Source organism: Rubritalea marina DSM 17716 (assembly GCF_000378105.1).
GTDB lineage: Bacteria > Verrucomicrobiota > Verrucomicrobiia > Verrucomicrobiales > Akkermansiaceae > Rubritalea > Rubritalea marina.
Genome location: NZ_KB899268.1, coordinates 1 through 12,157, shown reverse-complemented (window position 1 = coordinate 12,157; position 12,157 = coordinate 1). Strand labels below are relative to the sequence as shown.

At 52.0% G+C, this 12,157-nt stretch carries 12 protein-coding genes, 2 tRNA genes and 1 rRNA gene; 8 read left to right on the top strand and 7 right to left on the bottom strand.

The window, feature by feature from the left end; translation table 11 throughout:
* The first annotated feature begins 7 nt into the window (after positions 1–7).
* The 3 genes from F454_RS0113035 (at position 8) to F454_RS0113025 (ending at position 2,983) form a co-directional block, all read left to right on the top strand.
* A complete protein-coding gene (locus F454_RS0113035; protein WP_018971100.1) occupies positions 8–1,222 on the top strand; it encodes an aminotransferase class V-fold PLP-dependent enzyme in 1,215 nt (404 codons plus the stop codon).
* 46 nt (positions 1,223–1,268) lie between these two features.
* Entirely contained in the window at positions 1,269–2,042 is a 774-nt protein-coding gene (gene lpxA / locus F454_RS0113030; RefSeq protein WP_018971099.1) for an acyl-ACP--UDP-N-acetylglucosamine O-acyltransferase, read from the top strand.
* A 191-nt stretch (positions 2,043–2,233) separates the two neighbouring features.
* A complete protein-coding gene (locus tag F454_RS0113025; protein ID WP_018971098.1) occupies positions 2,234–2,983 on the top strand; it encodes a 3-keto-disaccharide hydrolase in 750 nt (249 codons plus the stop codon).
* Positions 2,984–2,988: 5 nt separating this feature from the next.
* Here the strand turns inward: F454_RS0113025 and F454_RS15255 are convergent, their stop codons facing one another.
* The 4 genes from F454_RS15255 to F454_RS0113005 form a co-directional block, all read right to left on the bottom strand.
* A complete protein-coding gene (locus F454_RS15255; protein WP_018971097.1) occupies positions 2,989–3,540 on the bottom strand; it encodes a plasmid pRiA4b ORF-3 family protein in 552 nt (183 codons plus the stop codon).
* A 74-nt stretch (positions 3,541–3,614) separates the two neighbouring features.
* Positions 3,615–4,004 carry a YraN family protein gene (locus F454_RS0113015; RefSeq protein ID WP_018971096.1) on the bottom strand — a complete coding sequence of 130 codons (390 nt, stop codon included), beginning with the start codon at positions 4,002–4,004 and terminating at the stop codon, positions 3,615–3,617.
* Between the two features lie 251 nt (positions 4,005–4,255).
* Positions 4,256–4,329: transfer RNA gene (locus tag F454_RS0113010), tRNA-Arg, on the bottom strand.
* Between the two features lie 49 nt (positions 4,330–4,378).
* A tRNA-Arg gene (locus F454_RS0113005) sits at positions 4,379–4,452 on the bottom strand.
* Positions 4,453–4,702: 250 nt separating this feature from the next.
* Here F454_RS0113005 and F454_RS0113000 point away from each other — a divergent pair.
* The 3 genes from F454_RS0113000 to F454_RS0112990 all read left to right on the top strand — a co-directional run bounded on the left by F454_RS0113000 (position 4,703) and on the right by F454_RS0112990 (position 8,084).
* Positions 4,703–6,310 (top strand): ABC-F family ATP-binding cassette domain-containing protein, encoded by a 1,608-nt coding sequence (locus tag F454_RS0113000; RefSeq protein WP_018971095.1) that lies wholly within the window; start codon positions 4,703–4,705, stop codon positions 6,308–6,310.
* Between the two features lie 165 nt (positions 6,311–6,475).
* Complete coding sequence (locus tag F454_RS0112995) at positions 6,476–6,904, top strand: DUF4870 domain-containing protein (protein WP_018971094.1); 429 nt, start codon at positions 6,476–6,478, stop codon at positions 6,902–6,904.
* A 43-nt stretch (positions 6,905–6,947) separates the two neighbouring features.
* Positions 6,948–8,084 carry a MalY/PatB family protein gene (locus tag F454_RS0112990; protein WP_018971093.1) on the top strand — a complete coding sequence of 379 codons (1,137 nt, stop codon included), beginning with the start codon at positions 6,948–6,950 and terminating at the stop codon, positions 8,082–8,084.
* 84 nt (positions 8,085–8,168) lie between these two features.
* Here F454_RS0112990 and F454_RS0112985 read toward each other — a convergent pair whose 3' ends face one another.
* Positions 8,169–9,803: a fumarate hydratase gene (locus F454_RS0112985; protein WP_018971092.1), complete on the bottom strand. Its 1,635-nt coding sequence runs from the start codon at positions 9,801–9,803 to the stop codon at positions 8,169–8,171.
* A gap of 247 nt (positions 9,804–10,050) precedes the next feature.
* On the opposite strand from F454_RS0112985, the gene F454_RS15250 reads away from it, so the two are divergent.
* Together F454_RS15250 and F454_RS0112970 are read left to right on the top strand one after the other, a co-directional pair.
* Positions 10,051–10,701 carry a thermonuclease family protein gene (locus F454_RS15250; protein ID WP_018971091.1) on the top strand — a complete coding sequence of 217 codons (651 nt, stop codon included), beginning with the start codon at positions 10,051–10,053 and terminating at the stop codon, positions 10,699–10,701.
* 169 nt (positions 10,702–10,870) lie between these two features.
* Complete coding sequence (locus F454_RS0112970; protein WP_156817287.1) at positions 10,871–11,290, top strand: hypothetical protein; 420 nt, start codon at positions 10,871–10,873, stop codon at positions 11,288–11,290.
* A gap of 5 nt (positions 11,291–11,295) precedes the next feature.
* On the opposite strand, the gene F454_RS0112965 is transcribed toward F454_RS0112970, so the two are convergent.
* Entirely contained in the window at positions 11,296–11,814 is a 519-nt protein-coding gene (locus F454_RS0112965) for a hypothetical protein (RefSeq protein WP_018971088.1), read from the bottom strand.
* Positions 11,815–11,918: 104 nt separating this feature from the next.
* A 5S ribosomal RNA gene (gene rrf, locus F454_RS0112960) occupies positions 11,919–12,034 on the bottom strand.
* Positions 12,035–12,157: the final 123 nt, after the last annotated feature.

Below are 12,157 nucleotides of genomic sequence, written 5' to 3'. Positions count from 1 at the left end.
AAGCATCATGAACGACGCCATCAGATCGCAATTCCCGATCCTGCATCAGCAGATCAACCAACGCCCACTTGTCTACCTAGACAATGCCGCCACGGTTCAAAAACCACTCGCCGTTCTTGAGGCTTCTGAAACATATTACAAAGAGGTCAATGCCAACATCCACCGCGGTGTGCACTACCTCTCGCGTAAAGCCACTGATGCCCACGAACAAGCACGCGATCGCATTGCCCGCTACCTCAATGCCCCAGCCAGTCACGAAGTCATCTTCACCTCAGGCACCACCGACTCGATCAACCTCGTAGCCGCGACCCTCGCCGACTCAGGAAAAATCCAACAAGGTGACCGCATCCTGATCTCCACACTAGAGCACCACTCCAACATCGTTCCCTGGCAAATGCTCTGCAAAAAAACGGGAGCGCAGCTCGACATCATTCCAATCAACGATGCTGGTGAGTGGGACCTCAGCGAGATCGACTCACTTCTCACCGAACGCACCAAGCTGGTAGCCGTCAACCACGTATCAAACGCGCTAGGCACCATCAACCCGATTCACGCACTCATCACCAAGGCCAAAGCACTTGGCGCCCTCACACTCATCGACGGCGCACAATCAGCACCACACATGGCCATTGATGTGCAAGCCCTCGGCTGCGACTTTTACACCTTCTCAGGACACAAAACCTACGCACCCACTGGTATTGGTATCCTCTGGGGCCGTAGCGAAGTACTTGAAATGCTCCCACCATGGCGCGGCGGTGGCGAGATGATCAAGGAAGTCACCTTCGAGCACACCACCTACAATGACCTCCCGTTCAAGTATGAGGCCGGCACCCCCAACATCGAAGGCGGCATTGCGCTGGCCGCAGCACTCGATTGGATGGACCAGTTAGGTCTCGACACCATTGCGCAACACGAGGACTCCTTGCTCCAGCAAGCCACTCAGGCACTCCTAGATATCGACGGGCTCCGCCTCTATGGCACTGCTACAAACAAAGCCTCAGTCGTGTCCTTCGCCATCGAAGGGGTGCACCACTATGACCTTGGCACTTTGATTGACCAAATGGGCGTCGGCGTCCGCACTGGCCACCATTGCTGTCAGCCCCTGATGCAACGCTTTGGCATCACCGGCACCACACGAGCCTCTTTCGCAGTGTACAACACAAGCGAAGAGATCGAGCTCTTGGTAAATGCCGTCAAAAAAGCCTCCATGATGCTACGTTAAACATTTTGTCCTTTTTCGATTCACCAATTTCCTACTAACTCACTCTATGGTTCACCCAACAGCCATCATTGCAGACAGCGCCACGATCGGCGACAACGTCACCATCGGCCCATATTGTGTCATTGGTGATCACGTGAGCATTGGCGACCATTGTGAACTCAAATCACACGTCGTCATCGATGGCACCACAACCATCGGCGAATCGAATGTTTTCTATCCATTTTCCGCTATTGGCCAGCAAACTCAAGACCTCAAGTTTAAGAACGAAGCTACCGCCCTCATCATTGGCAGTCACAACACATTTCGTGAAAACACCACCATCCACCGATCCACAATCAAGGAAACTCCCACCACCATCGGTGATCACAACAATTTCCTAGCCTACTCGCATGTCGCTCACGATTGCCAGGTTGGCAACCATTGCATCTTTTCGAACAACGCCACCATCGGTGGCCATGTCGAGGTGGAAGACTACGCCATTATCTCCGGCCTCGCGGGCGTCCACCAGTTCTGCCGTATCGGCGCCCATTCACTCGTCGGTGGCATGACAAAAATCGTCCAAGACGTCCCGCCATTCACCATCGTCGATGGCTCACCCGCCACGGTGCGATCCATCAATTTTGTTGGCCTCCAACGCCGTGGATACAGCGAGCAAGACCTGGCCTACCTCCGCCGAGCCTACAAGCGTATCTTCCTGAAAAAGAACACCAACCTTGCGGTATCACTCGCCGAGTTGAAAATCGCGGAATGCGCCAGCAACCCACATGTTCAGCAGCTTGTTGAGTTTCTCGAGTCTGCTGATCGCGGCGTGACCCGCTAGCAGCATAAGCCCAAGTGGCTGCTGCCACCGATGTACAAATTTCGGCAATTCATCTGGAAGATTAGCTAAGTCCCCCTATGGGTAGAAGATTTTAAGTTTATCCTCGTACCCATAACAAGAAAGCCACGGCTTGCTATCCGATCCTGCACAACAAGCCACCCTACCAAGCATCCAAACCACTGCAACACCCCATGAAACTTCCACTCATCAGTCTCGCATTCCTTAGCTCGTCAGCTGCTATCCTCGCAGCTGCTCCCGAGCAAAAAAACAACAACCCAAAGCAACCGTGGAGCGGCTACGCCGTGCATGAAGCCACGCGCCCGCACCCAAAGAAGGTCGCTACAAACGGTGCAGTCACCACCGCCGCCCCAGCGGATGCCGTCGTCTTATTCAATGGCTCAGACACCGCCGCATGGAACCAGAACTGGGTGGTGAAAGACGGTATCATGATCGCATCACCGGGCAATCTTTCCACCAATCAAAGCTTCGGCGACTGCCAACTCCACATCGAATGGCGCGTGCCTGCAGGCCGAGAAGTCAGTGGCCAAAAAGGCGGCAACAGCGGAGTCTTCCTGATGCAACGCTATGAAGTACAAGTCCAGGAAAGCCACACCAATGTGACCTACGCCGACGGTCAAGCCGGCGCGTTATACGGCCAATACCCACCTTTGGTCAACCCATCGACCCCGCAAGGAGAATGGCAAAGCTACGACATCAGCTTTAAGGCGCCCGTCTATGAAGGTGAACAGTGCGTCTCACCAGCCCGCATCACGGTCATCCACAACGGCGTGGTAATCCATAACAACCAAGCCTTCCACGGTACCTCCACCCATCGCAGACTCCCCGAATACCCGAAAAACCACCCCGTCAAAGCACCGATCATGCTCCAGTGGCACGGTGACCCGATTGAGTTTCGCAACATCTGGGTACGCGAACTCTAAGTGCTTTACAACTTCAGCTTATTCAGGCGCTTCACCGCTTCTTTTTTGTCGAAGCGGCCTGGGTCATAGCTGTCATCCAGCCATTCTAAGTCTCCCTCAATGCAAGCCTTATACCCCTCAACACCACCAGCATCTTCTGGCGGGCAATTCCTCGTCCCATCAATCAATACTGGCTTCATCGCATCATTTTCCACCTTCTTCGTGAATGCTATTTCATGAATCCAATCTTCACGAAAATCATAACGATAGAGCATGCGGAATGGAAAGCGCTTACGGCCAAAAAACTCCTGGAGCGTGAGCTCATTCTCATCCTTAAAGTCATCTCCCTGAACAATATCCTCATCCACAGAGGCAATCACTGATGTCAGACGCTTGCCCTTGCCGTGGCGAAATTCATGCAAATGCTTATCTTCCCAGCCCATGGCCGCTTGAATCACCTGATGCATGCCCAAAAATGTGGCACTCGAAGGGATCGAAACCTCACGCCAAATTGCAGGTTCAATGCCATACAACATTACTTTAAACTCGTAGTGCTCTGGTTCTGATTGCTTTGCCATAGACCGCATCTAAACCATAAGTCCCTCTTCTATTCAAGCATCATAAACGTCAACAGTTCCAAATGCGGATGTGGCTAGAAAGCATTCTTCACCCAAGTAACCATCGGAGGCTGCCCATCCACGAGCTCGACCTCCACCACATCAAAACGCCACATCACATCTCGGTCCCGAAGCAAACGCAGCCAGGCCCTCCCCCCGCGCTCAATCAACTCTTGCTTCTCACCAGTGACAGCATCCATCGGCCGCCCAGTCGCTCGCTTGCGCCGAGTCTTCACCTCCACAAAGCAAAGCTGCTGGCCGTCGCGGAGCACCAAATCCAATTCCCCACCACGCGGCCCGCGAAAGTTTCGGTAAAGTAACTTCCCACCATGCGCCCGCACATAATCCGCCGCCACTCCCTCGCCCCAACGACCCAGCTCGATATGACTCCAGCGATTCCCCCTAGCATCTTTTCCGCGAAACATACGGCGCAATCTAAAATGGTACCATGGCACTAAGATTCGGTGAAGCATCCTAGCGCATAATGTAACACAACCCCCATGCCTCGTCATGAGCCGATTTTCATGAACCATCAAAGCCACTGGACGACACGACATATCGAGGTGAACAACTTAGCCCCCCGTCGTTCAAACCGGTTTAGTAACTCAAACCAAAACACCAGATCCAGGGCACAAAAATGGCGTCCTACTGGACGCCTAAATTTGGATTGCTGAAATACACCCGAAGGGAGTCGAACCCCTAACCTTCTGATTCGTAGTCAGATGCTCTATCCAATTGAGCTACGGGTGCTTTTTCAACGCACGCTATCTTGCCAATCAATCACACCTGAGAATGAAAATACACCCGAAGGGAGTCGAACCCCTAACCTTCTGATTCGTAGTCAGATGCTCTATCCAATTGAGCTACGGGTGCTTTGATTTCACAACTAGCGAGTCGTGCTGCGGGCGGAGAAAAACACAATCACCCATTGGCGTCAAGGAAACCCTGCACATTTTTTCTAATAATTTCCTCCACTTTGTCACAAGATATTTAGCACAAGGAACGAGCGCAGAGTAGCCCCATGATTCGCAATACCTAAGCACATCCTGCAATTCCCACATCAGCTAGCGTCTATTACACGATTAGTATTGAAAATTTCGCCCAATCACTCCACTTCTTCTGCATGTTAACAATCCGCAACCTAACCAAGACCATCGGTGGGCGCACCCTCTTCGAAGAAGCGAAGATGACCATCAACTGGGGCGAGCGCGTCGCTCTCGTTGGACCCAACGGCGCTGGTAAGTCCACTCTCTTCCGCATCATCCTAGGACAAGAAGAATCCGACAGTGGTGAAGCCGATATTGATGAGTACGCCATCACCGGCTACCTCGCTCAGGAATCTGGCGACCCAGGTGCGGAAACAATCCTCGAGCTAGCCATCGGCATCACTCCTGAAATGGCAACCGCCATCAAGACAATGCGCGAGCTCGAAGCTGCAGATAACACCAGCGACCCCGCCTACGCGGAAGCTCAGGACACCTTCGATGCCAATAACGGCTACTCATTAGAGCCCAAGGCAAAGAAAATTCTCTCCGGACTTGGCTTCAAGCAAGACCAAATGGAAAAGCCCGCCAACGAATTCTCTGGTGGTTGGATCATGCGCGCCAACCTCGCTCGTCTTCTCGTGCAAGAGCCAGACCTCCTCATGCTCGATGAGCCAACAAACCACCTCGACCTCATCTCATTGATCTGGCTCCAGCGCTACTTGCAGAACTACCCAGGTGCACTCCTCGTGATTTCTCACGATCGCGACTTCATGGACGAAATCATCGAAACCGTCTACGAGATCGATGAACAAAAATTCGTCTCCTACACTGGCAACTACTCCGCCTTCGAAAAGGAACGTGAAAAGCGCTACGAGCAGAAAGTGCAGAAGTACCGTAACCAACAGAAAGAAATCGAACGCATCCAAGAATTCGTCGATAAATTCCGCAATGTTGGCTCCAAAGCCTCACAGGTGAACGAGCGCATGAAGATGATTCAAAAGCTCAAAGGCGAGCTAGTGAAGCCAATCGCAGCACGCAAGGTATTCCGCTTCAACATCCCTGAGCCACCACGCTCAAACCAAATCCTCTGCGAGCTCAAAGGCGTGCACAAGGCTTACGGCGACAAAATCATCTACGACAAGACCGACTTTATCGTGGAACGCGGCGATCGCGTGGCTCTCGTGGGGCCGAACGGTGCGGGTAAATCCACCCTCATGAAGATCATTGCAGGCTTTGAAGACGTGCAAAAAGGTGAAGTCGAAACCGGCTACGCAACCAAGATCGGCTACTTCTCACAGCACCGTGCACTCACACTCAATGACTCAAACACCGTGCTCGACGAAGTGCTCGCCTCCAACCCTGAGCTCCGCGAAGACGAAGCACGCTCCATTCTTGGCTCATTCCTCTTCCGTAAGAACGACGTACTCAAGCGAGTCCGCGTCCTCTCTGGTGGTGAGAAGTCCCGCCTCAATCTGGTGAAGTTCCTCGTGGATCCGCCGAACCTCCTCCTCATGGATGAACCAACCACTCACTTGGACCTCCTCTCCATCGAGGCGCTCGTGCAGGCAATGCGTTCCTACAAGGGAACCCTGCTATTCATCTCACACGACGTCCACTTCATCCGCAACCTCGCCGAGACCACCGTACACGTCAGTGGCGGTAAGCTCACCAAATACTCCGGAGGATACGATTACTTCCTTGAAAAATCCGGCCTTAATGACGACCGCTCCGCGGTAACTTCATAAGCCCAGCCCTCCTGGGGGTTCTTCACAAAAATCAACACCAATGGCGGAACCCCAGGTTCCGCCATTTTTTGTGCACTTTCACACCCATTTTGCACACTCAAATCATTACGAAACTTGACGATTTCTGTAATAGCGGCACCTTGTGCAGAACTCTAAGTTTTCCGCATGCGCAACGTCACACCCAAACAAAAGCAAAAATCCCCCGAACCCACAGAAGCGCCGAATCCATCCAGCGTGAGCCTACGCCCTAAATCGGAAAAGGAAGCAAGCATCGGGATGTTGGCACACTTACTCACCACCCTCAGCTGGTTTGGCCTCCCCTTGGTGAACCTCGTGGCTCCATTGGTGATCTGGGCCGCCTGTCGCAACAAGCACCCATTCGCCGTCGACCAAGCAAAAGAGTCGCTGAACTTTCAGCTCACCATGACAGTCGCGATATTGATCTCCACAGCCCTCGTCCCAGTCGCTGGGATCGGCGCGATCCCACTGATGGTTCTCCCCTTCGTCAATCTCGGGTTGGTCTTTGTTGCTTCGATAAAGTCGAACAAAGGAACAGCTTACCGGTACCCCTGGACAATCCGCCTGATTTCCTAAAATCATTCTTCACAGACGTGACATCACTGAGCAAACTCTCGGCATGAATTTTGATTCTATCATCACCCGCCGAGGTTCAGGCTCAATCAAGTGGGACAGACGCCCCGAGCTCGATCCGTTTTGGGTTGCCGACATGGACTTCGTCTCACCGCAGCCAGTACTCGATGCGATCCAACAACGCCTCAGTCACGGGGTGCTGGGCTACGCACAACCACATGAGGGCATCGCCGAAGCGCTCGATAGCTACCTAGGTAGCCGCCACGAAGTGAAGGTCGATGAGGAACAAATTGTCCATCTCGGTGGCCTCGTACCTGCGCTCTCCCTAGCCGCCCGCGCCTTTGTAAAGCCTGGCGAGGAAGTGATGATCTGCACACCGGTCTATTACCCATTCCTCCACGTTGCTGGCGATGCCAAGGCCGAAACTCTCGCCATCCCGCACGTCTTCAGCGACGGGCGCTGGACCTTCGATTGGGAACAAATGGAAGCGCAAGTCAGCAGCAAAACCAAAATCTTTATCCTCTGCAACCCGCAGAACCCACTCGGCCGCAACTTCACACCAGACGAAATCATCAAGGTCGCCGAGTTCTGCCAGCGCCATGACCTCGTGCTCGTGTCCGATGAAATCCACTGCGACCTCGTCCTCAATGAAGACGAACAAGCATTCTACTCAGCACTCAAGCTGCCAGAGAATCTCCGCGAAAAACTCATCGTACTCCAAGCTCCTAGCAAGACCTACAACATCGCCGGCATGGGATACGCCTTCGCCATCATCGAGAACCCAACGATCCGCCGCAAATTCTGCGCCGCCCGCGGCCACACCCTAGCAGAGATCAACTGCCTCGCTTTCTACGCCGCCGAAGCCGCCTACAAACACGGCGAGCCATGGCGCCAAGAACTCCTAGCCTACCTCCGCAAGAACCGCGACACAGTCACCGACTTCGTCCGCTCCGAACTCCCCGCGTGTTCGATCCCATTCAACGAAGCCACCTACCTAGCCCTCATCGACACCCGTGCCGCCGGCATCAAGAACCCAGCCAAAGTCATCGAAGAAAATGCCCAAGTCTGGGTCAACGATGGAGCTGCCTTCGGCGCACCGGACCACTTCCGCTTCAACTACGGCTGCCCACACGCACGCGTGCTAGAAGGCCTAGAAAAGATCAAACCCGCCCTAGGTTTCTAAGGATTCCCCTAGAAAGATTCACAAAAACAAAGAACCCTAGCCCAGCTATCCGCTGAACTAGGGTTCTTTTGGAATTATCTAGTACTACTTACAAGTCGGGCAGGAATTGAGCTGCTCGAAGAAGTCGTTGCCTTTGTCATCGACGAGGATGAAGGCTGGGAAGTCTTCCACGCGGATCTTCCATACCGCTTCCATCCCAAGCTCTGGGAAGTCGACCACTTCCACATTCTTGATGTGGTCTTTGGCCAAAATGGCGGCAGGTCCTCCGATCGACCCTAGGTAGAAGCCACCGTACTCGTTGCATGAATCGGTCACTTGCTTCGAGCGGTTGCCTTTAGCTAGCATGACCATCGAGGCTCCTTCTTTTTGGAAGATTGGCACGTAGGAATCCATACGACCCGCAGTGGTCGGGCCAAAGGAACCTGAGGGCAGTCCTTCTGGCGTCTTGGCCGGCCCAGCGTAGTAAATGGGGTAATCCTTAACGTAGTCAGGAAGTTCCTTACCCGCATCGATCATCTCCTTGAGCTTCGCATGGGCAATGTCGCGTGCCACAATGATGTGCCCATTGAGCGAGAGTGCCGTGGTCACCGGGTACTGTGAAAGTGTCTTGAGCGTCTTGTCCATCCCCTCGTCGAGATTGATTTCCACCCCTTTGAATTTCCAGTCGCGGAATTCTTCTGGAATGTACTGACCTGGGTTGGTTTCGAGTTTTTCAAGGAAGATGCCGTCCTTGGTGATCTTCGCTTTCGCTTGGCGGTCAGCGGAACATGAGACACCGATGCCGACTGGGCAGGAAGCTCCGTGGCGAGGGAGGCGAACCACACGCACATCAAGCGCGAAGTGCTTGCCACCGAACTGGGCACCAATGCCAATGTCACGGGAGAGCTCGAGGAGCTCTTTCTCAAGCTCGACATCGCGGAATGCTTGGCCGTGCTCGTTGCCTTCAGTGGGCAGCTCATCGTAGTAACGGGTGGATGCCAGCTTCACCGTCTTCAGGTTCGCCTCAGCGGATGTGCCACCCACGACAATCGCGAGGTGGTAGGGTGGACAAGCAGACGTTCCTAAGGTGGCCATCTTCGCGAGACAGAACGACTTCAAGGAATCAGGATTGAGCAAGGCCTTGGTCTCTTGGAAAAGGAAGGTCTTGTTCGCGGAGCCACCACCTTTGGTGATGAACAAAAATTCGTAGCTAGAGCCAGTTGTGGCGTAGAGGTCGATCTGCGCCGGAAGGTTGGTCTTCGAGTTGGTCTCCTCGTACATGGTGAGGGGCACGGTCTGGGAGTAACGTAAGTTTTCCTCGGTGTAGGTCTTGTAAATACCGTGCGAAATCGCCTCAGTATCGTCAGCCCCAGTGAAGACATTCTCGCCCTTCTTACCCATCACAATCGCTGTGCCAGTGTCTTGGCAATTCGGTAAAATCCCATTCACTGCCACTTCAGCATTGCGTAGCAAGGTTAGAGCTACCATGCGATCGTTATCTGTAGCCTCAGGATCGTCTAAAATCGCCGCGACTTGCTTGAGATGCGATGGACGTAGCTTGAAGGACACAGCCTTGATCGCCTCATTTGCTAGGAACGTGAGAGCCTCAGGCTCTACTTTGAGGATTTCTTGATCACCCAATTGCTGCACGCTCACACCCTCGGTGCTAATGAGTTCATATTCCGTCTTGTCTGCACCAAGAGGGAATTGCTTCTGATAGTAAAATGGTTTGTCTGACATAGTATCTGTGTGCTGCGGTGTTAGTAGCACAGCGCCCCCCGCACTTGAAGGGCAAAAAACCTACCACGCCATCAATTTTATGCAGATACAACACATTTCATCTGCCTCATGAAATGAATGAATTGATCCCACTATAGGTGAATCGATTAACACATACTCCATACACAGTGCTTCGGTTTGATATAATTCAAACACCCTAATGAGAGGAAAACTTTACAAGTAAAATCACCCTCTATAACAGGTGCTCATGGATCTGCTTAAGCGCTCTATATTACTTAGTCTTCTTAGCATCTTCATCACGCAGCTCCAAGCCGTTGAACTCAGTGGCATCGTCACAAAAGTTGCAGATGGCGACTCAATCACACTCACCAGTAAACGCGGGAAGACACTCAAAATCCGCTTGGCTGGAATCGACGCGCCAGAAAAAAATCAAGATTATGGAACCGAAGCCACACAAGCACTCCAAAACAAGCTTGTAGGCAAACAAATCATCGCCAAATCCAACACCCGCGATCGCTATGGACGCTATGTCGCAACTCTCTACCTCAATGGCGAAAACATTAATGCCTGGATGCTCAGCCAAGGCCTCGCCTGGCACTACACAAAGTACTCCAAAAGCGAAGAACTTAAAGCCCTAGAGCGTGATGCTCGAAGTAAGAAAATTGGCTTGTGGAATGAAACACGTATCCCCATAGCCCCATGGCAATTCCGTTCACTTAGGATCCAAACAATCACTCTTGAGAAAGCCGAAAACTCTCAAACTTCAACACAGCGTTACTGGCTCAATACCAGCTCCAACGTGAGGCACAACTCCTCATGTGAATGGTTCCGAAGTACCAAACGCGGTCGCAGTTGTCGTAAAAACGAGGGCAGTCCCTGCGGACAATGCGGCGGATAAAGATAATTTTTCCTATCATTCTCTCCCGTGCTTGTGTACGTTCATACTACTGTATGGTTCTACAGTGCTGCCTCAAATGCTCGCTCAAGCCATATTCCCCACAACAAGCGCATTGTCAGCGAATACAACATAGTGCGCGCGGACAATATCGATCACCTCCCTAGATCCCATGAAATCAAAGACACTTTTGGCATCTGTCTTCTGCATCAGTGCAGTCACAATGACATCTTATGAACTCTTGAAGATGCTACTCGTGCCAAATATTTCTATATGGCAATCCCATATCACCACCATTTGCGTGACTTCAATCATCGCAACCACATGTGCCTATTTCTTAATGAAGCACATTACCAAGCTTCAAGAGCAGGCTAACATAGAAAAAGTGCAAGTCTTCAGAGCCACCATGCACCAAACCATGCACATCGTTGGCAACTTTCTTAACAACATGCTCTACTTCAAAGAGAAGCTAGAATCCCTACCCGATGATGAGCAAGCACTCTACGAAGAGATTGTTCATAGTACTGGCAATGAACTCAAAGAGCTACGTGACCTCGAGAGGGATATTGTAGAGGAAATCAAAAAAAATTAGCGAGCTTATTGGCCATCCTCATCTGGCACCTCAATCTCTACATACTCATCTCCCTCATACAGGCGACGACCAATTTGAAATACCATTAAAAGAAACACGCCAATAAAGAAGAAGCTCAACTCCATCAAAACAGGGGAAGTCATATAACCTGCTATTTTTGCAGCCACCTCCCCTGCGAAGCCATCTAAAAAGAATACCGAAGCACCTACCACGCACAACACCACAAAAAATCCTGACATCACGACACAGCCGATGATCAGCGTCTTCACCCACTGGCGCTCCCACTCGTCCACTCCTTTGGCAATTTTGAATAAAGCTGCAATCCAAAGCAATCCAACCACCCCAATACAGCCTAGAATCGCCCCCATACGTGTCGGTTCAAACAAATAGTCGGCCCATACTTTCGTCGCATCACCGAGGCCGCCAGGCCCCAATACCGAGATCACCTTAATTCCCATCGCGGCAATCACCATCAACAACATCACGGTATAACCACCTATAAACCAGATACGAAGCATGCCCATCTCCTGCACTCATCTTTCACAAAGTGCAATACAAATCCGCTCCACCACCTAGCATCTGGGCACAAAAAAGCCCGATCTCAGCGTCAGCTAAGACCGGGCATATAACCTGGCGACGACCTACTCTCACAGGGCCTATCGCCCAACTACCATCGGCGCTAAAGTGTTTCACTTCCGGGTTCGGAACGGGACCGGGTGGTTCCACTTTGCTATGGTCACCAGAGACCGCACTTCGTGCGGAGTGATCAGTGTGAAGTAAGAAGTGTGAAGTTCTTAGTCACATCACTTTTTGATGGCTCAAAAAGCGGTCTCTATTGGCCTTAGCTTTCGCTTTGGTTTAAGTAAG

Coding starts and splice junctions, on each gene's coding strand:
- F454_RS0113035 (WP_018971100.1), top strand. CDS start 8: ATGAACGACGCCATCAGATCGCAATTCCCGATCCTGCATCAGCAGATC.
- lpxA (WP_018971099.1), top strand. CDS start 1,269: ATGGTTCACCCAACAGCCATCATTGCAGACAGCGCCACGATCGGCGAC.
- F454_RS0113025 (WP_018971098.1), top strand. CDS start 2,234: ATGAAACTTCCACTCATCAGTCTCGCATTCCTTAGCTCGTCAGCTGCT.
- F454_RS15255 (WP_018971097.1), bottom strand. CDS start 3,540: ATGGCAAAGCAATCAGAACCAGAGCACTACGAGTTTAAAGTAATGTTG.
- F454_RS0113015 (WP_018971096.1), bottom strand. CDS start 4,004: ATGTTTCGCGGAAAAGATGCTAGGGGGAATCGCTGGAGTCATATCGAG.
- F454_RS0113000 (WP_018971095.1), top strand. CDS start 4,703: ATGTTAACAATCCGCAACCTAACCAAGACCATCGGTGGGCGCACCCTC.
- F454_RS0112995 (WP_018971094.1), top strand. CDS start 6,476: ATGCGCAACGTCACACCCAAACAAAAGCAAAAATCCCCCGAACCCACA.
- F454_RS0112990 (WP_018971093.1), top strand. CDS start 6,948: ATGAATTTTGATTCTATCATCACCCGCCGAGGTTCAGGCTCAATCAAG.
- F454_RS0112985 (WP_018971092.1), bottom strand. CDS start 9,803: ATGTCAGACAAACCATTTTACTATCAGAAGCAATTCCCTCTTGGTGCA.
- F454_RS15250 (WP_018971091.1), top strand. CDS start 10,051: ATGGATCTGCTTAAGCGCTCTATATTACTTAGTCTTCTTAGCATCTTC.
- F454_RS0112970 (WP_156817287.1), top strand. CDS start 10,871: ATGAAATCAAAGACACTTTTGGCATCTGTCTTCTGCATCAGTGCAGTC.
- F454_RS0112965 (WP_018971088.1), bottom strand. CDS start 11,814: ATGGGCATGCTTCGTATCTGGTTTATAGGTGGTTATACCGTGATGTTG.